Below are 24,847 nucleotides of genomic sequence, written 5' to 3' on the forward strand. Positions count from 1 at the left end.
AATATTGATGCAGCTTTGCCGACGCCTTCGCGAGCGGGCTCGCTCCCACAGGGTACTCATTCCAATGGTGGGAGCGAGCCTGCTCGCGAAGAGGCCAGCTCACTCACTGCAAATCTCTTAAACCACCGCAGCCCTGCGCTGTACGAACCGGTCTACATACTCATCCGCTGGCGAATGCAGGATCTCTTTCGGCGTGCCAACCTGGATCAGGCGGCCGTCCTTGAGGATCGCGATGCGGTTGCCGATGCGCACGGCCTCGTCGAGGTCGTGGGTGATGAAGACGATGGTCTTGTGCAGGGTCTTTTGCAGTTCCAGCAACTGGTCCTGCATCTCGGCGCGAATCAGCGGGTCAAGCGCACTGAAGGCTTCGTCCATCAAGATGATGTCGGTGTCCGCCGCCAAGGCACGGGCCAGGCCCACGCGCTGACGCATGCCGCCCGAGAGCTGGTGCGGGTATTTGTTTTCGTAGCCCTTGAGGCCCACGGTGTTGATCCAGTGCAGCGCGCGCTCGGCACACATCTGCTTGCTCTCGCCACGGATTTTCAGGCCGTAGGCGACGTTGTCCAGCACGGTCTTGTGCGGCAACAGGCCGAAGCTCTGGAACACCATGCTGATCTTGCGCCGGCGAAATTCGCGCAGGGCTTCCATGTCGTATTGCAGGATGTCCACGCCGTCCACCAGGATCGCGCCGCTGGTCGGGTCGATCAGGCGGTTGAAGTGGCGTACCAGGGTAGATTTGCCAGAACCCGACAGGCCCATGATCACGAAGATCTCGCCGCTGCCGATGCTCAGCGACAGGTCGTTCACGCCGACCACGCAGCCGGTTTCGGCCAGCACCTGATCCTTGGTCTTGCCCTGGCCAACCATGGCCAGCGCTTCCCTGGAACGGTTGCCGAAAATCTTGAAGACGTTTTTGACTTCAATTTTGCTCACGGTTGCCTTGTTCATTTGCTCACCTCATGCCGTGCGCGACCGTACGCTTGTGTAATGCGGTCGATCACCACTGCCAGAATCACGATCGCCAGACCGGCTTCCAGGCCACGTCCGACGTTGAGGGTCTGAATCCCCACCAGCACGTCTTCACCCAGGCCACGGGCGCCGATCATCGAGGCGATCACCACCATCGACAGGGCCATCATGGTGGTCTGGTTGATCCCGGCCATGATGCTCGGCAGGGCCAGCGGCAGTTGCACGCCGAACAGTTGCTGCCAGCGGTTGGCACCGAAGGCGTTGATCGCTTCCATCACTTCGCCGTCGACCTGGCGGATGCCCAGGTCAGTCAGACGGATCAGCGGCGGTGCGGCGTAGATCACCGTGGCGAAAATCGCCGGGACCTTGCCCAGGCCGAACAGCATCAGCACCGGAATCAGGTACACGAAGCTCGGCATGGTCTGCATGATGTCGAGCAACGGCATCAGCACCGAACGCAGGCGATTGCTGCGCGCCGAGAGAATGCCCAGCGGAATGCCGATCAGCACCGAGATGATCGTCGCCACCATCATCAGCGCCAGGGTTTGCATCAGCTTGTCCCAGAGGCCGACCGCACCCACCAGGAACAACAAACCGACGATCACGGCGGTGGTCACGACCTTACGGGTCGCGTGCCAGGCCACGCCCGCCACGATGGCCAGCATCAGCCACCAGGGCGCCGCGCGCAGCAGGCTTTCGAGATTGACGATGGCCCACAACAGGGTGTCGGAGATGTGCCGGAACACGTCGCCGTAGTTGGTGACCAGTGAATCGACCCAACCGTTGACCCAGTCGGCGATGGAAAAGGTAAAGCTTTCGGGAAACATAAGAAGCTCTCAATCAAGGGCTTTTCAGCACCGCTTGCGGTGCTGAAAAGCTTGCCCTTATAAACAAGCTGTTTGAAAACGTAGCGAGCGAAGGCAAGACAAGGCGAAAGCAGGCGAGAAAGCGGAGTTGACTTTAGTCAATGAGCATTTTGAGCCTGCTTTCAACGCAGTATTGCCGAGCGCAGTAGTTTTCAAAGCGCAGCGTCGATCTTTTTGGCTGCGTCTTCGCTCACCCATGCATGCCAGACTTCAGGATGTTCCTTCAGGAAGATCTTGGCCAGTTTCGGCGACTCGATCCGCTCCTTGGTCATGCGACCCAGGTTCTGGTTCAGCAGGTCGATCGGCAGGTTGACCTTTTCCAGCACGGCCACCAGTTCTGGCGCTTCGTCATGGAACGTCTTGGACAGGCCGACCTTGATGTTCACGGTCTTGTCGACGCCTGGTTTTTCTTCCAGTTTGACCACGTCGACCTGGCCCATCAGCGGTGTTGGCGACCAGTAGTAGAACAGGATCGGCTCGCCACGCTTGTAGCTCGACAATACGGCAGCATCCAGCGCCGGGCCGGTGCCTGGGCGGAAGTTGGTGTAGCTGCTTTCCAGGCCGTAGCTTTTCAGCATTTCACTGTTGTCGAGTTCGCAGGTCCAGCCCGCCGGGCAGTTGTAGAAACGACCCTTGGACGGCTCTTCGGCGTCCTTGAAAATCGCCGAGTATTTACCCAGGTCGGCAATGGCTTTCAGATCCGGCGCCTTGGCCTCCAGCTTGCGCTTGGCATCGCCTTCGATCACGTAGCGCGGCACGTACCAGCCTTCGACAGCGCCCACGACCGGAGCGCCCACACCGATGACTTTGCCGGCCTTCTCAGCCTTGTTCCAGACCTCGCTGCGGCCGACCCACTCTTCGGCAAACACTTGGATGTCGTTACTGCTCAGGGCGTTTTCCATGGTGATGGAGTTGCCCGGCAGGCTGTCGGTCTTGCAGTCGTAGCCTTTCTCCAACACGACTTGCAGCACGTCGGTCAGGAGCATGGCGCTTTCCCAGTTCAGGCCGGCGAACTTCACCGGTTTACCCGACTCACACCAACCCGCCGCCTGAGTGGCGCCGGCGCTGGCCAGCAGGCCCATGGAAAGCAAAGTGGTCAGCAGGGTCTTGTTCGATTTCATTGTTGTGACGCTCCTAATCATGAATTGGCTTACGGTAGTCAAGAGGCATCCAGCCCTGGCAACATCCAATCAGGCCCGCGCCGCAGCGCGACCGGCCCCACTTGTTTCAGGTTGTACAACGCTGTCCTGCTCGACCGGCAGAATCAGTTGATCGGGCACTGTGCCGTGCCATTTTTTCGCGCAGACGTAATACAGGGCTGCGGGCAGCGCCAGACCGATGATCCAGGAAATATCCACATCACCCAGGGCGGCGACCAGCGGACCGGTGTAGAACTTGGTGGAGATGAACGGCAGCTGCACCAGCACACCGAAAACATAGACGCTGATACCGAGGACGTTCCAACGACCGTAGCGACCCTTCGGATCGGCCAGCGCCGGCACGTCATAGCGCTCGCGGGTGATGCAGTAGTAGTCCACTAGGTTGATCGCGCTCCATGGCGTAAAGAACGCCAGCAGGAACAGGATGAAGGACTTGAACGCACCGAGGAACGAGTGCTGGCCGAGCAACGCCATCAGGGTCGCCGCACCGACAATGACCAGCACGAAGACCAGACGCTGCAAGCGCGAGACCTTCAGGTCGCCACGGAAACCGCTGATGATGGTCGCAATGCACATGAAGCTGCCGTAGGAGTTCAGCGTGGAGATGGTGACCTTGCCGAACGCGATGCTGAAATACAGCAGCGCAGCGGTGGCACCGGTACCGCCCAGACCCACGATGTAGGCCACTTCGTGGCCGGCGAATCGCCCGTTGGCCGAAGCGGCAGCAAACACGCCAAGGACCATCGCCACCTGTGCACCAATGACCGAACCTGCGCCTGCGGCAAAGAAGGTCTTTACCGAGGAAATCTTGCTCGGCAAGTAGCGCGAGTAGTCAGCCACGTAAGGGCCGAAGGCGATCTGCCAGGACGCCGCGAGCGACACCGCCAGCAAGAAGCTGCTCCAGCTGAAGTGACGGATTTGCAACAGCGCGCCAACGTCAACCTGGCTCATCAGACGGCTGAACAGATAAACGAAGGCAATCACGCCAATGACGCTGGCAACGCGGCCGATCCAATGGATCACCCGATAACCGAGCACCGTCACCAGCACGATGACACTGGCAAAAAGCAGGATGCCGACGCTGTCGCTGACGCCAAACAACTGGCCCAGCGCCTGGCCGGACAGCACGGTACCTGTTGCCGTGAAACCGAGGTACATCAAACAGACGAGCACGATCGGGATGGCAGCGCCATAAACGCCGAACTGCACACGACTGGAGATCATCTGCGGCAGGCCAAGCTTGGGCCCTTGCGCCGCATGCAGCGCCATGACGGCGCCGCCGAGCAGTTGACCGATCAGCAAGCCGATCAACGACCAGAACACATCACCGCCCAGGACCACGGCCAATGCACCGGTGACAATCGCGGTGATTTGCAGGTTGGCACCCATCCACAGGGTGAACTGGCTCAACAGACGACCGTGTCTTTCCGCCTCCGGGATGTAGTCGATCGAACGCTTTTCGATCAACGGTTTACTGCCTGCACGATCGGGGTTAACAGCCATGGTTCAACCTCTGTGGATTGTTATTGTGGGTTGGTGGGCTCCCCTGTAGGAGCGAGCCCGCTCGCGATGGAGTGTCATTCAGCGCTGTGTCGACTGACACACCATCGCGAGCAGGCTCGCTCCTACAGGGGCAAGCATTACTTGCCGGTAATCATCGGCAAGTTCAGGCCCTGTTCCTTGGCGCAATCGATAGCGATCTGGTAACCGGCATCGGCGTGACGCATGACACCGGTAGCCGGGTCGTTGTGCAGCACGCGAGCGATACGCTCAGCCGCTTCGTCGGTACCGTCGCAGACAATCACCATGCCCGAGTGCTGGGAGAAGCCCATGCCGACGCCGCCGCCGTGGTGCAGCGAAACCCAGGTCGCGCCGCTCGCGGTGTTGAGCAAGGCGTTGAGCAGTGGCCAGTCGGACACGGCGTCGGAACCGTCCTGCATCGATTCGGTTTCGCGGTTCGGGCTGGCGACCGAACCGGAGTCCAGGTGGTCGCGACCGATGACGATTGGTGCCGACAATTCACCGCTGCGTACCATTTCGTTGAACGCCAGGCCCAACTTGGCGCGCAGGCCCAGGCCGACCCAGCAGATACGTGCCGGCAGGCCCTGGAAGCTGATGCGCTCGCGCGCCATGTCCAGCCAGTTGTGCAGGTGCGCGTCGTCCGGGATCAGTTCCTTGACCTTGGCGTCGGTCTTGTAGATGTCTTGCGGATCGCCCGACAGTGCCGCCCAACGGAACGGGCCGATGCCACGGCAGAACAGCGGACGGATGTAGGCCGGAACGAAGCCCGGGAAGTCGAAGGCGTTTTCCACGCCTTCTTCCTGGGCCATCTGACGGATGTTGTTGCCGTAGTCGAAGGTCGGGATGCCTTGCTTCTGGAAGTCGAGCATGGCTTTGACGTGCACCGCCATCGATTGCTTGGCGGCTTTGATCACGGCGGCCGGTTCGGTTTTGGCGCGAGCGCGGTATTGCTCCCAGGTCCAGCCGGCTGGCAGATAGCCATTGAGCGGGTCGTGGGCGCTGGTCTGGTCGGTGACCATGTCCGGGCGCACACCGCGACGGACCAGTTCCGGGAGGATCTCAGCGGCGTTGCCCAGCAGCGCGACGGAGATCGCCTTGCCTTCGGCGGTGTACTTGGCGATACGGGCCAGTGCGTCGTCGAGGTCTTTGGCTTGCTCGTCGACGTAACGGCTCTTCAGGCGGAAATCGATGCTCACCTGTTGGCATTCGATGTTCAGCGAGCAAGCGCCAGCCAGAGTTGCAGCCAGAGGTTGAGCGCCACCCATGCCACCCAGACCTGCAGTCAGGACCCAACGGCCTTTCAGATCATCGTTGTAGTGCTGGCGACCGGCTTCGACGAAGGTTTCGTAGGTGCCCTGGACGATGCCTTGGCTGCCGATGTAGATCCAGCTGCCGGCGGTCATCTGGCCGTACATGGCCAGGCCTTTGGCGTCCAGTTCGTTGAAGTGTTCCCAGTTCGCCCAGTGTGGCACCAGGTTGGAGTTGGCGATCAATACGCGCGGGGCGTTGGTGTGGGTCTTGAACACGCCGACCGGCTTGCCGGATTGCACCAGCAGGGTCTCGTCGTCGTTCAGGTGGGTCAGGCTCTCGACGATTTTGTCGTAGCACTCCCAGTTACGCGCCGCACGACCGATGCCACCGTAAACCACCAGTTCCTTCGGGTTCTCGGCCACTTCCGGGTCGAGGTTGTTCATCAGCATGCGCAGCGGCGCTTCGGTCAGCCAGCTTTTGGCGGTCAGCTTGTTGCCGCGGGCAGCGCGGATTTCGACGTCACGGTATTTCGTAGGTTTCTGGGTATTGTCAGTCACGAAAAAGACTCCTCAGCGATCAATTCAAACCAACCCTGGCAGGGGGCAAGCCAGCCTGTGCGCATCGTTGCGCGACAAGCGAATCAGTGGACGCTGCGGAGAGTCTCGATCGACTCATACGCATACGTCTTTACTTGTACATACAAGCATATGCAATCAAGCGGCCAACTTTCTGGACAGGCATTCAAGAAAAACTCTGAAACGACTGGAGAGCGCCTGAATCGCGGGTTCTGGCGTGGATAAAATTTTTCGCGGGGATTTTTTGCGGGGGTGACGGCGGTTACTGCAACGTGGTTTTGCGCCACGTTGGGGCGTTCGGTAACACGTGATGCCCAATTAAGCGCATTCCAGAAACACCCTACAACCTCATCAGAAGCGTCCGACTCCACCTCCACTGATTCTCGCCGACTTCACGAGCAAGCCCCCCCTGAAGTCACTCCTGCGAGGAACGCGCAATGAAACAATGGAAAGTCAAAACCCATCTCCTGCTGCTGGCCGGCATCCTGCTGAGCAGCATGACCGGCATCGGCGCACTCGGCCTGTACGGCATGCGCGCTACGGTCCAGGGACTGGAAACGGTTTACCTGGACCGGGTCATCCCGCAACAGGACCTGAAGAAAATTTCCGAGCTGTATTCCGTCCAGATCGTCGATGCCATCCACAAGGCCCGCGACGGCATCCATAGCGGCGTCGAGGCGGCGCAACAGATACGCCAGGCATTGCTTGAGATCGATCCGCTCTGGCGTACCTACCTGTCGACCCACCTGGTTGATGAAGAGGTGCGACTGATCAACGAAATCACGCCACTGATGCAGGCCACCGAAGCGCCACTCCAGCGATTGCAGGCGGTCTTGAACCGCAACGACGCCTCCAGTCAGCGCCTGGAGGATTTCGCCGCACACCAGCTGTACCCCTTGATCGACCCGCTGAGCTCACTGTTTTCGCAACTGACGGATGCTCAACTGAAAGAAGCTCGCCAACAGTTCGAACTCAGCCAGGCACTTTACGAGGTCAACATCAGGCTGATGGCCGGCGTCCTGGCCTTCGCGCTGTTGTCTGGCAGCCTTTATGCGCTGCTGTTCGGTGCCAGGCTGGCGCGATACCTGGGTGCCGAGCCCCACGAACTGGCCAATATCAGCACACGGATTGCCCAGGGCATGCTCGGTGATCCGGTGATCGGCAACGCGAGCCCCACGGGTGTCATGCAATCGGTCGAGGCCATGCGGCGCAGCCTGGCCAGCATGATCGGCAAGGTGCGCGAGGCCTCGCGACACATCGAGTCCTCGACCCTGAACCTGAGCATTTCGTCCGAGCAAGGCCTGAAGCAGGCCGCCGAGCAAAATGGCGCGACCTCTTCCATTGCCGCCGCGGCAGAGCAGATGTCAGCCAACATCACGCACATCGCCGAAAACGCCGCACAGGCCCACGACACCACACAAAAGGCCGAGCAGATCACCGCCCTGGGCATTGCCAGCATGGACCGCTCTATCATCGAGATGCAGCAGATCGCCCAACTGGTGACCCAGACGTCGAGTGAAATCGACCAATTGACCCTGCACTCCAACGCCATCGGGAAAATTGTCGACGTGATCCACAGCATTGCCGAACAGACCAACCTGCTCGCCCTCAATGCCGCCATCGAGGCGGCGCGGGCCGGCGAGCAAGGTCGCGGGTTTGCCGTGGTGGCCGACGAAGTGCGGGAGCTGGCGACCCGCACGACCCGCTCCACCGCCGAGATCGTGGTGCTGGTGAGCACCATTCAAAGCGGCATGCGAAAGGCCAGCAGCAGCATGAACACTGGCCGCGAGCGGGTGCTTCAGGGCCAGCAGTTGATCGACAGCGCCGGCGCGTCGATGAATGACGTCAAAGCCGTGCTCGACGCGTCACTCAACGCCGTCAGCCAGATCTCCCATGCCTTGCAGGAACAGCGCGAAGCCAGCGAAGACGTGGCACGCAATGTGGAAACCGTGGCGCAGCGGGTCGAGGAGAATGTCGTGGCGCAACAGGACGTGGTGAAAACCATTCAGGCGCTGAAGAGGATGTCGAGTGAACTGGAGGCAACCGTTCGAGGTTTTACCCTCGAACGGGAGTAACCGGGATCAGCCACGAGGCGTGAGTTCGATCACGCAGCACAAGCCCTTGATGGTGACGTCCAGCAACCCGGCATTGGCCTCCAGCTGCAGGCAATCATGGAGGCCCAGATGCTGGACGCGGTGATCGACCGATACGTCAGTTTGCTCGCTCACACTGAACACCAGCAATGTGCTGGCCTCGCTGAAAAACCGCTGCTCGCCGGCCAGCCACTGCAACCGTGCACGGTAGCGCTGCGGCGCATAGATCAGGTTGAAATCGCGGATCGCTCCACCGAGCAGCGTGCAAGACACCTGACTCTCGCCACTGAAGGCAAACGGGTCGAGCGGTAACAGCGGTCGCGTGCTCTGCCCGTCCACCGACAACGTCATGCCGTCGCCCTGCAACACGGTGATGATCCGCTCGTAACCGGCGAAAGTTGAGAAACCACCCGACTCACCGATGTCGGCAATCGACAGGCGCCAGCCGAAGCCGTCCAGGCCAGTGCCGGCATCGCGGCTGATTTCTTCAGTGCTGCCGCCGCCGTTTTTCCAGGGCATGCGCGGGTAGTCTTTGGCGCGTAAAACTTTCAACTCGTTCATTTATGAAACCGGCCTTCCAGACGATGACGGGAACCAGGGTGGATCAAACGGGCGGCGGTCACCGGCTGACGGCCGGACCAGGTGCGGCGGCGAATCAGCAGGCACGGCTCGCCTTTTTCGATCTGCAGCAATTTGCATTCGGACGGCTCGGCCAGAATGGCCTCGACCACGTGCTCGCCTTCGGTCAGCGGCGCGACCTGGTTGAGGTAGGCGTAAGGCGTTTGCAGGGTGAAGTCCTGCTTGAGGTAATCCGGCGCCACCAGCGCATTGACGAAGCGGTCTTCGATTTGCACCGGAATATCGTTCTCGAAATGCACGATCAGCGAGTGGAAGACTTTCTGCCCTTCGCGCATGTCGAGGGCCAGGGCGCGTTCCGAGCCGGCGGCCTCTTCTTCCAGGGTGATGACCTTGCACGTGTGGCGATGGCCACGGGAAGCGATTTCATCCGCAATGTTGTGCACTTCAAACAGCGCGGACTGGCTTTTCGGCTCGGCGACGAACGTACCGACGCCTTGCATGCGCACCAACAGACCGTCAGCGGTCATCTCGCGCAGGGCGCGGTTGATGGTCATGCGGCTGAAGCCCAACTGATTGACCAGCTCGCTTTCCGACGGAACGCGGTAGTGCGGCGGCCAGTTTCCACTGTCGATTTGCTGGGTAATCATTTGTTTGACGCGGGCGTACAAGGGCGCCGGACTGTCGCCCATGTTCGCGGCCAACGGAGAGACTGGAGGCGGAGTCGGCACGGTTGATCCTTGTTCGTTTGGATAGGGTTGCTAGCTTGCCGGAGTTTACCGGGCAGGCAAACGTCTGTATATGTATATACAAATAACACACGATGGGGTGCTGAACCATGTCCGCCTTCTTTGCCGAACGCGCGCTGCTGCCTAGTGGATGGGCCAACAATGTACGTCTTGAGGTCAGCGCCGATGGCGTCTTGACCCATATCCAGGCCGATTCCCACGCAGAAGGCGCCGAACGGCTGAGCGGTCCGCTCTTGCCGGGCATGCCGAACCTGCACTCTCACGCCTTCCAGCGGGCCATGGCGGGACTGGCGGAAGTGGCGGGGAATCCAAACGACAGTTTCTGGACCTGGCGCGACTTGATGTATCGCCTCGTCGGAAAAATCAGCCCGGAACAACTCGGCGTCATCGCCCGTCAGCTGTACATCGAAATGCTCAAGGCAGGGTACACCTCGGTGGCGGAATTTCATTACGTCCACCACGACAACAACGGCCAGCCTTACGCCGACCCGGCCGAACTGGCCTTGCGTATCAGCCAGGCCGCCAGTTCCGCCGGTATCGGCTTGACCCTGCTGCCGGTGCTCTACAGCCACTCCGGTTTCGGCGGCCAGACGCCGAACGAGGGCCAGCGCCGCTTCATCAACAGCACCGAAAACTACCTCAAGCTGCAATCGCGCCTGCAACCGGTTCTGGCGCAGCAACCGGCGCAGTCGCTGGGCCTGTGTTTCCACTCGTTGCGCGCGGTGACGCCGCAGCAGATCAGCGAAGTGCTGGCCGCCAGCGACAAGCAGTGCCCGGTGCACATTCACATCGCCGAACAGCAGAAAGAAGTCGACGACTGCCTGACCTGGAGCGGCCGCCGTCCTTTGCAATGGCTGTACGAAAACACCGAAGTCGATCAGCGCTGGTGCCTGGTCCACGCCACCCACGCCAACCCGGAAGAAGTCACGCTGATGGCCAGGAGCCGCGCCATTGCCGGCCTGTGCCTGACCACCGAAGCCAACCTGGGCGACGGGATTTTCCCGGCGGTGGACTTCCTCGCACAAGGCGGACGCCTGGGCATCGGTTCCGACAGCCATGTGTCATTGAGCGTGGTGGAAGAATTGCGTTGGCTGGAATACGGTCAGCGCCTACGCGATCAACGGCGTAATCGCCTGTATGGCGCGGATCAGCCCATGGTCGGGCGCACCCTGTATGACGCGGCGCTCGACGGTGGTGCCCAGGCGCTGGGGCAACCGATCGGTGCGCTGGAAGTGGGCAAGCGTGCGGATTGGCTGGTGCTGGACGGCAACGACCCGTACCTGGCAACGGCCAGTGGCGACGGGATTCTGAACCGATGGTTGTTTGCCGGTGGCGACCGTCAGGTGCGGGACGTGCTGGTGAACGGTCAGTGGGTCGTGCGCGACGGACGTCATGCCGGGGAAGAGGAAAGCAACCGTGCCTTCACCCAGGTCCTGCGCGAGCTATTAGGCTGACACAACAACCTGTGGGAGCGAGCCTGCTCGCGATGGTGTGTCAGACGACATCGTTGTGTCTGATACTCCATCGCGAGCAGGCTCGCTCCTACAGGGTCATGTGCTATCAGTTTGAGTCTTGGCCATCTGCGTGTCCGACGCTCGCCGCAAAAATCCTGCGCAAGCTTCTGAACTGACGCAAAAACCTGTGGGAGCGAGCCTGCTCGCGATGGTGTGTCAGACGACATCGTTGTGTCTGATGCTCCATCGCGAGCAGGCTCGCTCCTACAGGGTCATGTGCTATCAGTTCGAGGTCTTGGCCATCTGTGTGTCCGACGCTCGCCAGATCAGCCGCGTGGTGTCGTAGCCCTGCTGACGCGCCTTGCTCAGCAGTTCTTCACGCACCACACCATTGACGGTCGGCGTGCGCGACAGCAGCCACAGGTAACGTCGGCTCGGGTCGCCGACGATCGCGGTCTTGTAGTCGTCGCTGACGTACAACACCCAGTACTCGCCCTTCGCCACACCCGGAATCAGCCTCGAAAACCAGGTATCGAACTCGACCCACAATTTGTCGGTCTTGCCCGGCACCTGTGGATAAGCCGTGCCCTTGACCTCTTCCCATTGCCATTGCGCCGTCAGACAGCGGTTCAGCACCGCCACGTTGCCATCCGGCTTGAGCGTGTAGTGGGCTTCGGATTGCGCACAGTCGCGCTGGAAATACATCGGCAGACGTGCCAACTCGTACCAGGTGCCCTGGTAACGCTTGAGGTTGACGCTGTTGGCGGTCTTGGGCGCCAACGGATCCTGGCCAGAAGTGGCACAGCCGGCCAATACCAGGCCGGCAAAAAGCATTATCAACAACCGCTTCATTGTTTTTCTCCCGTGGGCACGTAGCCCCGGTTTACTTCAGGCCTTGGCCGGAAAACATCAGCACTTTGTCACCGGCATACTGCACGCTGATAAAGCTGTTCTTGTCACCCCAGGTGCAACTGGACATGCCCAGCGCGCCAGAGCAGTCCGCCGGCTTGCCCAACAAGGTTTCTACGTCGGCCTTGGACATGCCGGCCGAGAGCTTCGAGTAGTTTTCCTGATTGACCTTGCTGCACGCAGCCAACAGCACGCAGAACGAAAGCAAGGCAATGGATCGCAGCGACATGGTGTAACTCCAGGGGTGAAGGGGATTGGCATGGCAGCCAAGCTGAACCTTAGAAGAGAAAACCCCTGTCTGGTTCCCTGGCCGAGCGCCTATTTATTGGGCCGCTCGTCCGCCTATTGCCGAAGATTCAGCCACTTCGCCTGGCTCTTGAGCATTTCGTCGGGTTTCGCAAAAAAGCGTCTAATCTTTGGCGCCACTCTGTCGACATAAAAGGCAGCGCAAAGCCCACGACCGTGGCGCTTGCCCCCACCTTTGTTGTCCTGTCTTTCCGCGGTAGCTCATTTAATGTCCAGAAACATGAAGTTCAGCCACAAGATTTTGTTGGCTGCTGCCCTCGTGGTGGCCGTTGCATTCGCTTGTTTCATCCTGTTCAACGACTATCGCCAGCGTCAGACGCTGCATAACAACACCGAAGCCTCGATGCAGGAGCTCGGCAGCCTGACCACCAGCAACATTCAGACCTGGTTGGATAGCCGCATGCAGATGCTGCAATCGATGGCCCAACAGGTCAGCGCCGATGGCAGCGCCCCCGCCAGCCTGAAACGCATCATCGACTTGCCCGCCTACACGGGCAACTTCCAGCTGAGCTACTTCGGCGGTGCCGACGGCGTCATGTTCTCGGTCCCGGCCGGTAACCGTGCGGCGGACTACGATCCGCGCGCCCGTGGCTGGTACAAGGCGGCCACCGGCGCACAGCAGACCATCGTCACCGAACCGTATATCGCCGCCTCGTCGGGCAAACTGGTGATCACCGTCGCGACCCCGGTACAACGCCAGGGCCAGATGATCGGCGTCGCCGGCGCCGACATCGACCTGTCCAGCGTCAGTGCAATCATCAACTCGCTGAACTTCGGCGGTCATGGCCATGCCTTCATTGTCAGCGCCGACGGCAAGATCCTGATCCACCCGGACAGCAAACTGGTGCTCAAAAACCTCGCCGATGCCTACCCCAACGGGGTGCCGAAAGTCAGCCCGGGCCTGAAAGAAATCGAGGTCGACGCAAAGAAACAGTTCATCTCCTTCACCCACGTCAACGGCGTGCCTTCGGCGGATTGGTATGTGGCGCTGGTGCTGGACCAGGACACTGCGTTCTCGATGCTCAGCGAATTCCGCACCTCGGCGCTCATCGCCATGGTGATTGCCGTGGTGATCATCATCGCGTTGCTGGGCATGCTGATCAGTTTCCTGATGCAGCCGTTGCTGGCCATGGGTCGCGCCATGCATGACATCGCCGAAGGCGAAGGCGATCTGACCAAACGCCTGACCATTCACGGTCACGACGAATTCGGTGCGCTGGGGCTGTCATTCAACCGCTTTGTCGAACGCATTCACACCTCGATCATCGAAGTGTCCTCGGCCACCGGCCAGGTCAACGAAGTGGCGCTGCGCGTGGTGGCCGCCTCGAACTCGTCGATGTTCAACTCCGACCAGCAGGCCTCGCGTACCAGCAGCGTCGCCGCGGCGATCAACCAGCTCGGCGCCGCCGCCCAGGAAATCGCCCAGAACGCTGCCCTCGCCTCCCAGCATTCGAGCGATGCCCGTAGCCTGGCCGAAGACGGTCAGCAGGTGGTGGACAAAACCATCAGCGCGATGCAGCAACTCTCGGCGAAGATCAGCGATTCGTGCGGCAACATCGAGACGCTCAACAGCAACACCGTCAACATCGGGCAGATTCTGGACGTGATCACCAGCATCTCCCAGCAGACCAACCTGCTGGCGCTGAACGCTGCCATTGAAGCGGCGCGTGCCGGTGAAGCCGGACGCGGGTTTGCGGTGGTGGCCGATGAGGTGCGCAACCTCGCCCACCGCACTCAGGACTCCGCGCAGCAAGTGCAGAAGATGATCGAAGAACTGCAGGTCGGCGCCCGGGAAGCGGTCACCATCATGACCGACAGCCAGCGCCAGAGCGAAAGCAGTGTCGGCATCGCCAACCAGGCCGGAGAACGCCTGGGCAGCGTGACCCAGCGCATCGGCGAAATTGACGGCATGAACCAGTCGGTCGCCACGGCCACCGAAGAACAGACAGCCGTGGTGGAATCGATCAACGTCGACATCACCGAGATCAACACGCTGAACCAGGAAGGTGTGGAGAACCTGCAGGCGACTTTGCGCGCGTGTTCAGACCTGGAGCAGCAGGCGGCGCGATTGAAGCATCTGGTGGGTAGTTTCCGGATCTAGGGCGCTTTCACCGGCCTCTTCGCGAGCAGGCTCGCTCCCACACAGGATTTGTGAACGACACAGATCCAATGTGGGAGCGAGCCTGCTCGCGAAGGCGGTATTTGCCGCAATGAAGAGTCAGAACCTGGAACCGGGTTTTGACAGAAACGCCAGCTCCTCAGCCGTAGACTCGCGCCCCAACACCGCATTGCGATGGGGAAACCGTCCAAACTGCGCAATCACTTTCTGATGCTTTTCGGCGTAATCCAGATAGTCGGCAAACAGCGCCCGATCGACGTCCGGCTGTTGCGCCACCAGCTCGATGTAACGCGAGACACCTTCGTTCTGTACCGCCAGATGTTCGCTGTGTTCGAACACCAGGTAGATGAACACCCGCTGAATGGGCCGCAACTGGCGATCGAAGTCCGCAGCAATGCCTTGCGCTACCAGCGCCTGAGCCCTGATGTCACCGGAAAAAGCCTTGGGGGAGTCGCGAAAGATCATTCGCGGGAGTTGATCGAGTAGCAGCACCAGAGCCAGCCAACCTTCGGGGCATTGCGCCCAATCGGTCAAACCGCCGGTCAGTGCCTGCTCGACCTGGTCCCCGAAACGCGTGCGCGCTTCGAGGTCCTGGCTGTCACGCTTGCCGAACCATAACCTGCCCTTGTCAGCCGCGACCTCCCTGGAAGATTCGGCTTTACCGAACCACCATTCGAGCAGCGGCTGCCAGGGCGCGTTCATGGTTTATTCCTTGTGGTAACCCGTGACGCGTGCAACTTCTTCTTTCGAGCCGAGGAACACCGCAACACGCTGGTGCAGGCCGTCAGGCTTGATGTCGAGGATGCGCTGGTGGCCGTTGGTGGACGCGCCGCCCGCCTGTTCCACCAGGAACGACATCGGGTTAGCTTCGTACATCAGGCGCAGTTTGCCCGGCTTCGATGGCTCGCGGCTGTCGCGTGGGTACATGAACAGACCGCCACGGGTCAGGATGCGGTGCACGTCCGCTACCATCGCGGCGACCCAGCGCATGTTGTAGTTCTTTTTCAGCGGACCTTCCTCGCCCGCCAGCAATTCGCTGACGTAGCGTTGCACCGGGGCTTCCCAGTGGCGCTGGTTGGACATGTTGATGGCGAATTCCTGGGTGGATTCAGGAATGGTGATGTCTTCGTGGGTCAGTACGAAGCTGCCCATTTCGCGGTCCAGGGTGAAGCCTTTGACGCCGTCGCCCAGGGTCAGGACCAGCATGGTCTGCGGACCGTAGATGGCATAACCGGCGGCGACCTGCTGAGTGCCTGGCTGCAGGAAGGCCTTTTCATTCAAGGCTTCGTTCTGGCTCAGGTACTCGCTCGGGCAACGCAGTACCGAGAAGATGGTGCCGACCGGCGCGTTGATGTCGATGTTCGACGAACCGTCCAGCGGGTCGAAAACCAGCAGGTAGGCGCCTTTCGGGTATTTGCCCGGGATCTGGTAGGCGTTGTCCATTTCTTCGGACGCCATGCCAGCCAGGTGACCGCCCCATTCGTTGGCTTCGAGCAGGATCTCGTTGGACAGAACGTCGAGCTTCTTCTGCACTTCGCCCTGGACGTTTTCAGTGCCCATGCTGCCCAGAACGCCGCCCAGGGCGCCTTTGGAAACGGCGTGGCTGATCTCCTTGCAGGCACGCGCCACCACTTCGATCAGGAAGCGCAGATCGGCAGGAGTGTTGTTGCTGCGGGTCTGCTCAATCAAATAGCGACTCAAGGTAACGCGGGACATGGAAGGCTCCGGAGGAATGGGGGGGCTAAAAACCCGCGCAGTTTAACGCGAGTCGGGGCGCATTTCCTCCTATCAGACGTGATCGACCGAAGAGAGTTCATGCGCGGGGTTCAGCGTAGTTGGAAATGGTCCGGGTGTGAGCCGAAAAGTAGCGGTCATTTCAGCCTTTCCATTGACTGATCGACCGCTATTGCGGGCAAGCCCGCTCTCACGGGTACTGCACTTTCCTTGTGGGAGCGAGCCTGCTCGCGATGGGGTGCGAAGCACCCGGCTTCAGGATTTGGCGGGCGGTTTGCGCAGCAGACTGAACGCCATCGCCGCCAGGAACAGCACGCTCAGCAACAATACGGCCCACAGGCCGAATTTCTTCCAGTCAGTGCCCGTGGACGCCTGCACCGGCGCAGCAGCCGGCGCAACCACAACCCCACCATCGACCGAAGCCTTGCCCAGCGTCGCCAGTTTCGCAGCGCTGTAATCCGGAATCAGCGTCGACAACGGCAGGTTAGCGGCCTTCACAGTCGAACTCCCCAGCGCCAGGGTATAAGGCCCCGGCCCGCGAGCCAGGAACACCAATTGCGTGGCGCGCACGGCGTACTTGACGCTCGGAGCCTGAGCACCCAGACCGCCTCCGCGTTCGTCCACGGTCAGTTTCAACTGCTGGACCGTTTGCCCCGACAGCTGTAGCTCGTTCTGCACCACATCCTGGCCGTTCTGCGTCAGGCGATAGAGCAAAGCGCTGCTCATCGGTTGCCATGGAAGGCTGCTGTCCCGACGCCCGTACAAGGTCACTGGCGCCAGGCTGTTGGGCTGGCTCAACTCAACCTGCACCCGCTCGACGTTCAGCCCCATCGGCAATTGCCAGGTGTATTCACCGGCCTTCACGCTGCTGCCGGCCAACGCTGGCGACCAGACCAACGGCAGCGGCAGGCGGCGGGAGCTGGCGCTTTCCAATTGCGCCGACGTGAGGGTCGGTGCCGTGTACGGGGTGTCCCACAGCAAGCGCAGGTAGCGCGCCGACTGCCCTGGCAGACCTACTTCGTGTTGTTCGACCCGCTCATCGGCAAAGGTCAGCCGCGCCACCTGTCCTTCGCCCCAGGACTGCCAATGCTGCAAATCGTCGCTGGCCTCGATACTGAAACGTTGAAAGCCATCGCGCTCACTGGTCCAGTCGAGAATCAGCTGCTGCAACGGCGCCTTGATGGCACTGGCGTCGAGCAACCAGCCACGCAACGCTTCTTCGCCGGCCTCCAGCTGACTGGAGGGCTGCACTTCGACCAGGGTGCCATTGGCGCTCGATTGCACCCGCACGCTTGGCGCGTGTTCGGTGGCGTCCATCGAGTTGTACAGCGGGAACCACTTCACGTCGGTCAGCCTGCGGTTGTCAGCGGTTTGTGCGGCTTCCCGGGCCAGGGCGTAGGCCTGTGCATCACCCGCCGCGTCGAACACACGTACATCGCTCAGGTCGGTCTGCCGTGCATTCAGTTGCACGACCAAGGGCAGATCGAGGCGATACCACGGGCCTTCGCCACTGACGGACAACGGCACCTGCGTGGCGAAGTCCGCCGGTTTGTCCTGGGCAACAGCGGCCATGGCCATTCCCATTGCAACTGCGCCCAACCAGCCCAGGTTCAGCTTATGACTCAAGACGACACTCCTTCGGATTCCGGGGCCGGGTTTTCAGCTTCCGGCACAGGCTCGGCGCGCTTGGGCGGTAACGGGGCGAAATAACCCACCACCAGCAGCAATACGCCAACGCCGATAAACGAAACGATCCGCGCCAGACCGCCGCGGTTACTCAACTCAACAAAGAACAGCTTGGCCACCACCACGCCAATCAGCGCCGCACCGATCAACCAGACTTCGCGACGGTGGCGCAAATGGCCACCAATCATCAGCCCCAGGGCCATCAAGGTCCAGACGATCGACAGGCCGGCCTGCACCAACATGGATTCGAGCAACGCATCCAGCTCGAACGCTACCCCGCCCCAATGGTGCGCGGCACGCATCACCAGCGCAGTGAAGAACGCGAACAGCGAAACGCCGGCGACAAGTTGTGAAACGTGGGCCGTGTAGCCCCCGCGGATCGCCAGCTGTGCCACCGCGCTGCGCGACCAGACGTAGACGCCGAACAGCGCAAACAACAACCCCAGCTCCAGCGGATTGATCAACGGCACGTACGGCAGTGGTTCGGCGGTGCCGTCGCTGGCGATATTGGCCAGCCAGAACCAGCCCAGCATCAGCAAGGCCAACGGCGCGGCGGCATACACGCGGTACTCGCGAGGGTAAGCCGATACCGGCCACGGCCAGGCGCGCGGGGACCCCATCAAGACCAGATACAGGCTCGGCAGGATCGCCCAACCCAACCAGCGCCAAGCGTTGTACTGCTCGGACAACAGCAGCAGGCCATAACGCAGCTCCAGGGCCAGCACACCGATCAACAGCCAGCAGCCGAGCACGTGGGCGGCACTCAGCGCCCGCCCCGGCAGCATTGGAGCCAAACGTCGCAACGAGATGAAGTGCACGACAAACACGCCCACCCACGCCAGCCATCCGAAATTGGCCGCCGGGTGATAACGCCCATGCCAGGCGCCGAGCAACACCAGGCCGGCCGCCGGAATCAGCAACGTGCAGAGTAAACCCAGCGACGGCCATTTCAGGCGCAGCGTCAGCCACCCCCATGGCGCAACGCTTAGCGCGGCAACGGCGAGCAGCAAAGTCGCTTGCAGATTCAGCGGGGCGAAGCGCAGTACTTCACTGATCCACGCCAGCGCCCACCAGCCCGCGCCCCACACCAGCAACACATCGGACAAACGCTGCAAGTTCAGCACATCGAACGCCGTGTCATGGTTGCCGAGCTGCAAACGCCAGGCCCCGACCAGTGCAGCCAAGCCCAAGACCAGCGGCGTCCAGAAACCGCCATGGGCCAAGGGGCGCAAACCTTCACTGGCCAACGGCCCGAGCAACTCCGGCCCGGCCACCAGGAATGCCGCGCCGCCAATCACCTGCAACACCAGACCAAAGGCAAAACTCACCCGCTGCTTCAGGTACAGGCTCAGCCAGATGATCAACAAACCACTGGCTGCCCACACCGCACTTGCCGTTTGCCACGGCAGGACAAACAACACCGCGAGGTTGATCAGCATCAGACCGGCCAACAACACCACTGACAATCCGCGCAGCAGTCGCACATCGCTGCGCACCCTGTCATCACGCGCCGCCAACAGCATGCCGACGATCAACGCCAGGCCGATCAAGGATGCACTGAGCAATCCGTTCCAACCGGCGCTCAACACCGCGCCAGACTCGTCGCCGGCGCCTTGCAGGCGCAACAGGAACAGCGCGCCGCCCAGCAACTGCACGGCAAACGCAGTGAACAGAAAGGTGCGCGATTGCAGGCGCAAGCCGACGAACAGGGTCGCCAGCCCCGCCAGCGCCCAACTGATCGCCGTGCCGTGGGTGAAGAAGAACAGCGGCGCCAGCAGATAGAGAAACGTCAGGCCGAGGCAAGCCAGCACCGGCAGGCCCTGGCGCTCCCGATTCGAGACCTGTCCAGGCAAGGCTTTGTGCAGTTGATAAAAACTGAACAGCAGCGCGGCACCGAGCATCAATGCCCCCAGCGGCGCACCGTCCAGCAAGCTGCTCTCGCCGCTGCGCAACTCGCTGAGAAACGCCAGCGCCGCCCCCAATTGCAGGCACAATGCAAACGCACGGGCCAGCGGTCGTTGCTGACGCAGGCCAAGCCAGAAAATGCCCGCCCCCTCCACCGCCCATGCCGCGGATGTCCACCGCGCATCGAGCCCCAGTGGAATCGCCAGACTGGCGAAGATCACGCCCAGCGCCAGGCAGGTTTCCGCCAGCAGCAGCGCCCGTCCCCCCATCAATGCCCGCGCCAGCCCCATGTAGATCATGCCCAATGCCAAGGCACTGAACGCAGCGGCGAACTCCAGGTGCTGCACCAGGGCGAACTGCAATCCGAAACCCACCAATGGCGGGCCGAACAGCATCGCGCCATCGACGTAATCGCCTTTGCGCGCCGACCAGTGCAGCAGCGCTTCACGGCTGTCATCCTCGGGCGCGTCGCTCATCTCCAGCAGCTTTCGTCGGGCAAACAACAGGCCGATGGCCAGGTACATCAGGAAGAACAGAATCAGAAACGGCTGGGTGCTCCACAGCAACTCTGGCGTATAGGAACGCAGGCCCCAGGCGAAGCCGATACCGAAAGTGCCGACGAAGCCGATCAGGTTAAGCAGGCGCCAGGCCTTGAACCACGCGATGGCGAGGATGCCGGCATTGAGTAGCGCGAAGTAACTGAACAGAGCGACGTGATTACCGGCACCGGTAGAGGTCAGGATCGGCGCGGCGAACCCGCCCAGTGCGGCGGCAGCCGCCAGCCCCAAGGCATCCTGGGTAATGGCCAGAATCGCTGAAAACACCGTCACCGCCACCAGCAACCCCAGCGCCGCCGAGGGATCGAGCAACGGGTGCAGACGCATCGCCGCAAACACCGTCAAGTACAACACCGCGATACCGGTGCCTTGGAGCATTAACGCGTAATTGTTGTTGCGTGTTCGCAGCCACCAACCCAGCCCAAGCAGACCGAGTGCCGCTGACGCGACTCCGGCGTAACGCAACTCGATCGGCACCACCATGCCTTCAGTGGCGTAACGCAGCAGGAAGGCCAGACCGAGGAATAACAACACGACGCCGACCCGCAGCACGGTGTTGCCGCCGAACAGCCACGCACGGGCACCGCTGATGGCCCGCTCGATGAAATTGGGTCCGCGAGGGATGGCAGGGGATTGTGGCTCGCGGGCAACCGGCTCCGGTTTCCAGGCATCGACCGGTGACGGACGACTGGCTTCGGTGGCCGCAGCAGCGACGGGTTCGAGTTCGGGCGGCAGCTCCCAGATCAATTCCGGGGTTTCGGCCGGGGCTTGCGCGACAACGAGATCCGGGAGGGGAACGGTTTCACCCATGACCGGTTCGCGGGTTTCAGACGCTGCAACGCCGGTGACTTCCAGCACCGCGAGCCGTTGCTCGACCGCATGCAGCGCGACCTGCGCCTGCTCCAGCAAGCGACGCTGCTCGTTGGCCTGGGAACCCAATCGAGCGATGCGAATGGCCTGGCCGATGCCCAACCCGAGTAACGCGCCGAGCAGCGCATCGCTGAACGACTCATCGAGTATCCAGCCCAGCACCAGGCCAATCAGCATGAACATCCATTGCATGGTCGATATCCTTGAGCACAATCCCTGAAAGACTAGCTTGGCCAGCCCCAAAAGATCGCAGCCTTCGGCAGCGCCTACAGGACGATGCGTTCACCTGCAGGAGCCACCGAAGGCTGCGATCTTTTCCCGGGCGCCAGTATATCGGGCCGGGCGAATAGTTACTCCAGTGCCTTCCAGATATCGGTCGCGTACTCACGAATGGTCCGGTCGGACGAAAACCAGCCCATCCGCGCCGTGTTCAGTACCGCAGAGCGCCACCATTCGTTCGAGTCATGCCAATGGGCTTCGACGCGCATTTGCGCATTCCAGTAGGAGTCAAAATCGGCGCAGACCAGGAAGCGGTCGTAATCCACCAGTGAATCGATCAGCCCGCTGTAACGGGACGGGTCATCCGGCGAGAACACCCCGCTACGAATGGCTTGCAGCACGTCGCTGAGCCGATGGGATGCGGCGATGTCCGGCACTGCGCTGAACTCCTGGTTCTGCTTGCGCGCTTCGACTTGCTGGGCGCTGAGACCGAAGATGAACATGTGTTCGGCGCCGATGCGTTCGCACATTTCCACGTTGGCGCCGTCCAGTGTGCCAATGGTCAACGCGCCGTTCAGGCCGAATTTCATGTTACTGGTGCCCGAGGCTTCGAAGCCGGCGGTGGAGATCTGCTCGGACAAGTCCGCCGCCGGAATGATGCTTTCCGCCAGGCTGACGTTGTAGTTGGGCAGGAACACCACTTTCAGCAACCCACGCACGGTCGGGTCGTTGTTCACCACCCGGGCGATGTCGTTGGTCAGCTTGATGATCAGCTTGGCCTGGTGATAACTCGCCGCCGCCTTGCCGGCAAAGATTTTCACCCGCGGCACCCAATCGACTTCCGGTTCGGCGCGAATCGCCTGGTACAGCGCCACGGTGTGCATCAGGTTGAGCAGTTGCCGTTTGTATTCGTGGATGCGCTTGACCTGCACGTCGAACATGGCCGCCGGATTGACCGCCACCCCGAGCCGTTCGTGAATGATGTAGGCCAGGGCTTTTTTGCTGTGCAGCCGTTGCTCGGCAAACGCCTTGCGGAACGCGGTCTTTTCGGCGAACGGTTCCAGACCGAGCAAGCGATCTTCAGCGTTGTCCAGCAGCTGCGGGCCAAGGGCATCGACCAGCATCGACGTCAGTTCGGAGTTGGCCTGATAGAGCCAGCGGCGGAAGGTGATGCCGTTGGTCTTGTTGTTGATCCGGTCCGGATAGAGCTTGTGCAGTTCGGAGAACACGGTTTTGCGCATCAACTGCGTGTGCAGCCCGGACACGCCGTTGACGCTGTGGGAACCGAGGAATGCCAGGTTGCCCATGCGCACGCGGCGGCCGTTGTCTTCTTCGATCAGTGATACCGCGCGCAACACGTCGAAGTCGTGAATGCCTTTGGCGCGCAACGAATCGATGTGCTGGGCGTTGATCAGGTAAATGATCTGCATGTGCCGCGGCAGCATGCGCTCCATCAAGCCGACCGGCCAGGTTTCCAGCGCTTCGGGCAGCAGCGTGTGGTTGGTGTAGGACAACGTGTCGACCGTAACCTGCCAGGCGGCGTCCCACGCCACATCGTAGACGTCGACCAATTGACGCATCAGCTCGGCCACGGCAATCGACGGGTGGGTGTCATTGAGCTGGATGGCCGCGTGATCGCCCAGGGTCAGTACCGAGGTGTGCATGTTGCGATGGCGGCGCAGCAAATCCTGCAGGGACGCGGCGACGAAGAAGTATTCCTGGCGCAGGCGCAGTTCCTGGCCGGCTTCGGTGCTGTCCGCCGGGTAGAGCACGCGGGAGATACTTTCGGCCCGGGCCACTTCGGCGACCGCCCCCAGGTGGTCACCGGCGTTGAAACGTTCCAGGTGCAGATCTTCCATGGCCCGTGCACGCCACAGTCGCAGCGTGTTCACGCTCGCCCCGCGCCAGCCGACCACCGGCGTGTCGTAGGCAATGGCCCGCACGGTTTCCGCCGGGTGCCAGACCTGCCTGGATTTGCCGCTTTCATCGGTGACCGTCTCGACGCTGCCGCCGAAGCCAATCGGATACACCACTTCCGGCCGCTCGAACTCCCAGGGGTTGCCGAAATCCAGCCAGTGCTCGGTCTGCTCCTGCTGCCAGCCGTCGACAATGGCCTGACGGAACAAGCCATGCTCGTACCGAATGCCATAGCCATGGCCAGCGATGCCCAGGGTCGACATGCTTTCCATGAAGCACGCCGCCAAGCGACCGAGGCCGCCATTGCCGAGCGCCGCGTCGGGCTCCAGCAAGCGAATGCGTTCAAGGTCGACGCCCAGCTCGGTCAGCGCTTCACGCGCCACGTCCAGCAAACCGAGGTTGCTCAGGCTGTCGTAGAGCAAGCGGCCGATGAGGAATTCCAGGGACAGGTAGTAAACGCGCTTCTGACCCTTGCGGTAGATCTGGCGCGTATGGTCCATCCAGTGCTCGACCATGTGATCACGCGCCGCCAGCGCAATGGCTTCGAACCAGTCATGGTCGAAGGCGTGATCCGGGTCTTTGCCCACCGCGTAAGTGAGCTTGGTCAAGACGGCGTCGCGGAATGCGGCCACCTCTGCTTCGCGAACAAGTGGTTCTTGAGTCATCAATAAGACCTCGAGCGAGCGTTGGGTTGTCTGAGCCTAGACGGTCTGACAGGCGGTAGAGGCTCTGGTTCGGCAGTTTTTCCTGTTAGTGCGACTTAGGTCGTTAATACATTGTCGTGTGCTGGAATCAATGCAGGGGCCGTGCCGAATTTATGGCCAATCGACCGTCCAACGCAAAAAATCTGGCGAAAGGTTGTTCAAAAATCCACCAGTCCCGGTATGATCGCGCGCCCTGATGCATGCTGGTAACAACCGATGATGAAGCCGAACCTGATCGCCGCCGCGGAGATCGACCGACTCGATACCTGGGCCAAGTACTCTGCTCCGATGTGCGGCTCCTGCATATCCAGCTGCTGCACGCTGCCTGTCGAGGTCAAGATCAAGGATCTGATCCGTATCGGCATCGTCGACGAGTTCGAGCGCGGCGACCCGCCGAAGAACATCGCCAAGCGCCTGCAGAAGGAAGGGATCGTCGAGCGCTACAACCAGAAGTCCGAGATCTTCACCCTTCAGCGCATGAGCAACAACGATTGCCTGTACCTGGATCGTAAGAGCCGTCTGTGCACTATTTATGAAAAGCGCCCGGACACCTGCCGAAACCACCCGAAAATCGGCCCGCGGCCGGGGTATTGCGCGTACAAGCCGAAAGAAGTTGTGCGCGAGACCAGCAACAGTCGGACATTAGAGAAATTCTGATCAGGAATTTCATTGCCTGATCCGACCTCATCGCGAGCAGGCTCGCTCCC

Annotated in this window: 18 protein-coding genes and 1 pseudogene; 5 read left to right on the plus strand and 14 right to left on the minus strand. The window is 61.2% G+C overall.

Going from position 1 to position 24,847, the window contains the following annotated elements; all coding sequences use genetic code 11:
* Positions 1-117: 117 nt before the first annotated feature.
* From ACX3YF_RS05645 to hutU, 5 genes are all read right to left on the minus strand, one after another.
* Entirely contained in the window at positions 118-948 is an 831-nt protein-coding gene (locus ACX3YF_RS05645; RefSeq protein ID WP_130207345.1) for a quaternary amine ABC transporter ATP-binding protein, read from the minus strand.
* Entirely contained in the window at positions 945-1,796 is an 852-nt protein-coding gene (locus ACX3YF_RS05650) for an ABC transporter permease (protein WP_103396924.1), read from the minus strand. Before ACX3YF_RS05650 ends, ACX3YF_RS05645 begins: the two co-directional genes overlap by 4 nt.
* 191 nt (positions 1,797-1,987) lie before the next feature.
* Positions 1,988-2,956, minus strand: a complete 969-nt coding sequence (locus ACX3YF_RS05655) for an ABC transporter substrate-binding protein (protein ID WP_448645651.1) — start codon at positions 2,954-2,956, stop codon at positions 1,988-1,990.
* 69 nt (positions 2,957-3,025) lie between these two features.
* Positions 3,026-4,498 (minus strand): purine-cytosine permease family protein, encoded by a 1,473-nt coding sequence (locus ACX3YF_RS05660; protein WP_458973514.1) that lies wholly within the window; start codon positions 4,496-4,498, stop codon positions 3,026-3,028.
* A 137-nt stretch (positions 4,499-4,635) separates the two neighbouring features.
* Positions 4,636-6,324 (minus strand): urocanate hydratase, encoded by a 1,689-nt coding sequence (hutU, locus tag ACX3YF_RS05665; protein ID WP_458973515.1) that lies wholly within the window; start codon positions 6,322-6,324, stop codon positions 4,636-4,638.
* A gap of 455 nt (positions 6,325-6,779) precedes the next feature.
* Between hutU and ACX3YF_RS05670 the strand changes: the two genes are divergently transcribed.
* Positions 6,780-8,417 (plus strand): methyl-accepting chemotaxis protein, encoded by a 1,638-nt coding sequence (locus ACX3YF_RS05670; protein WP_458973516.1) that lies wholly within the window; start codon positions 6,780-6,782, stop codon positions 8,415-8,417.
* A 6-nt stretch (positions 8,418-8,423) separates the two neighbouring features.
* Here ACX3YF_RS05670 and ACX3YF_RS05675 read toward each other — a convergent pair whose 3' ends face one another.
* Positions 8,424-8,996, minus strand: coding sequence for a HutD/Ves family protein (locus ACX3YF_RS05675; RefSeq protein ID WP_196584748.1), 573 nt, complete (start codon positions 8,994-8,996; stop codon positions 8,424-8,426).
* Positions 8,993-9,703 carry a histidine utilization repressor gene (hutC, locus tag ACX3YF_RS05680; RefSeq protein WP_161793960.1) on the minus strand — a complete coding sequence of 237 codons (711 nt, stop codon included), beginning with the start codon at positions 9,701-9,703 and terminating at the stop codon, positions 8,993-8,995. Before hutC ends, ACX3YF_RS05675 begins: the two co-directional genes overlap by 4 nt.
* Before the next feature lie 146 nt (positions 9,704-9,849).
* Between hutC and ACX3YF_RS05685 the strand changes: the two genes are divergently transcribed.
* A complete protein-coding gene (locus ACX3YF_RS05685) occupies positions 9,850-11,214 on the plus strand; it encodes a formimidoylglutamate deiminase (protein WP_458973517.1) in 1,365 nt (454 codons plus the stop codon).
* Positions 11,215-11,496: 282 nt separating this feature from the next.
* On the opposite strand, the gene ACX3YF_RS05690 is transcribed toward ACX3YF_RS05685, so the two are convergent.
* Positions 11,497-12,066 (minus strand): lipocalin family protein, encoded by a 570-nt coding sequence (locus tag ACX3YF_RS05690; protein ID WP_090465714.1) that lies wholly within the window; start codon positions 12,064-12,066, stop codon positions 11,497-11,499.
* 31 nt (positions 12,067-12,097) lie between these two features.
* A complete protein-coding gene (locus ACX3YF_RS05695; RefSeq protein ID WP_103404440.1) occupies positions 12,098-12,352 on the minus strand; it encodes a hypothetical protein in 255 nt (84 codons plus the stop codon).
* 297 nt (positions 12,353-12,649) lie between these two features.
* On the opposite strand from ACX3YF_RS05695, the pseudogene ACX3YF_RS05700 reads away from it, so the two are divergent.
* Positions 12,650-13,672, plus strand: a pseudogene (locus ACX3YF_RS05700) (HAMP domain-containing protein); the annotation flags it as partial.
* 93 nt (positions 13,673-13,765) lie between these two features.
* The gene (locus tag ACX3YF_RS05705; protein ID WP_422625966.1) at positions 13,766-14,530 is read left to right on the plus strand and encodes a methyl-accepting chemotaxis protein; all 765 of its coding nucleotides are present in this window, start codon (positions 13,766-13,768) and stop codon (positions 14,528-14,530) included.
* Positions 14,531-14,647: 117 nt separating this feature from the next.
* Here the strand turns inward: ACX3YF_RS05705 and ACX3YF_RS05710 are convergent, their stop codons facing one another.
* The 5 genes from ACX3YF_RS05710 to ACX3YF_RS05730 form a co-directional block, all read right to left on the minus strand.
* Positions 14,648-15,250: a DUF924 family protein gene (locus ACX3YF_RS05710; protein ID WP_103405920.1), complete on the minus strand. Its 603-nt coding sequence runs from the start codon at positions 15,248-15,250 to the stop codon at positions 14,648-14,650.
* 3 nt (positions 15,251-15,253) lie between these two features.
* Positions 15,254-16,264 (minus strand): class 1 fructose-bisphosphatase, encoded by a 1,011-nt coding sequence (locus tag ACX3YF_RS05715; protein WP_458973518.1) that lies wholly within the window; start codon positions 16,262-16,264, stop codon positions 15,254-15,256.
* A gap of 273 nt (positions 16,265-16,537) precedes the next feature.
* Positions 16,538-17,908: a DUF3999 domain-containing protein gene (locus ACX3YF_RS05720; protein ID WP_458973519.1), complete on the minus strand. Its 1,371-nt coding sequence runs from the start codon at positions 17,906-17,908 to the stop codon at positions 16,538-16,540.
* Positions 17,905-21,492, minus strand: coding sequence for a DUF2339 domain-containing protein (locus tag ACX3YF_RS05725; RefSeq protein ID WP_458973520.1), 3,588 nt, complete (start codon positions 21,490-21,492; stop codon positions 17,905-17,907). The genes ACX3YF_RS05720 and ACX3YF_RS05725 overlap by 4 nt, the downstream gene beginning before the upstream one ends.
* A gap of 158 nt (positions 21,493-21,650) precedes the next feature.
* Complete coding sequence (locus ACX3YF_RS05730; protein ID WP_130207371.1) at positions 21,651-24,101, minus strand: glycogen/starch/alpha-glucan phosphorylase; 2,451 nt, start codon at positions 24,099-24,101, stop codon at positions 21,651-21,653.
* Between the two features lie 255 nt (positions 24,102-24,356).
* Between ACX3YF_RS05730 and ACX3YF_RS05735 the strand changes: the two genes are divergently transcribed.
* Entirely contained in the window at positions 24,357-24,797 is a 441-nt protein-coding gene (locus ACX3YF_RS05735; protein WP_189340407.1) for a YkgJ family cysteine cluster protein, read from the plus strand.
* Positions 24,798-24,847: the final 50 nt, after the last annotated feature.

The sequence above is a fragment of the Pseudomonas fluorescens group sp. PF-69 genome (assembly GCF_054481235.1).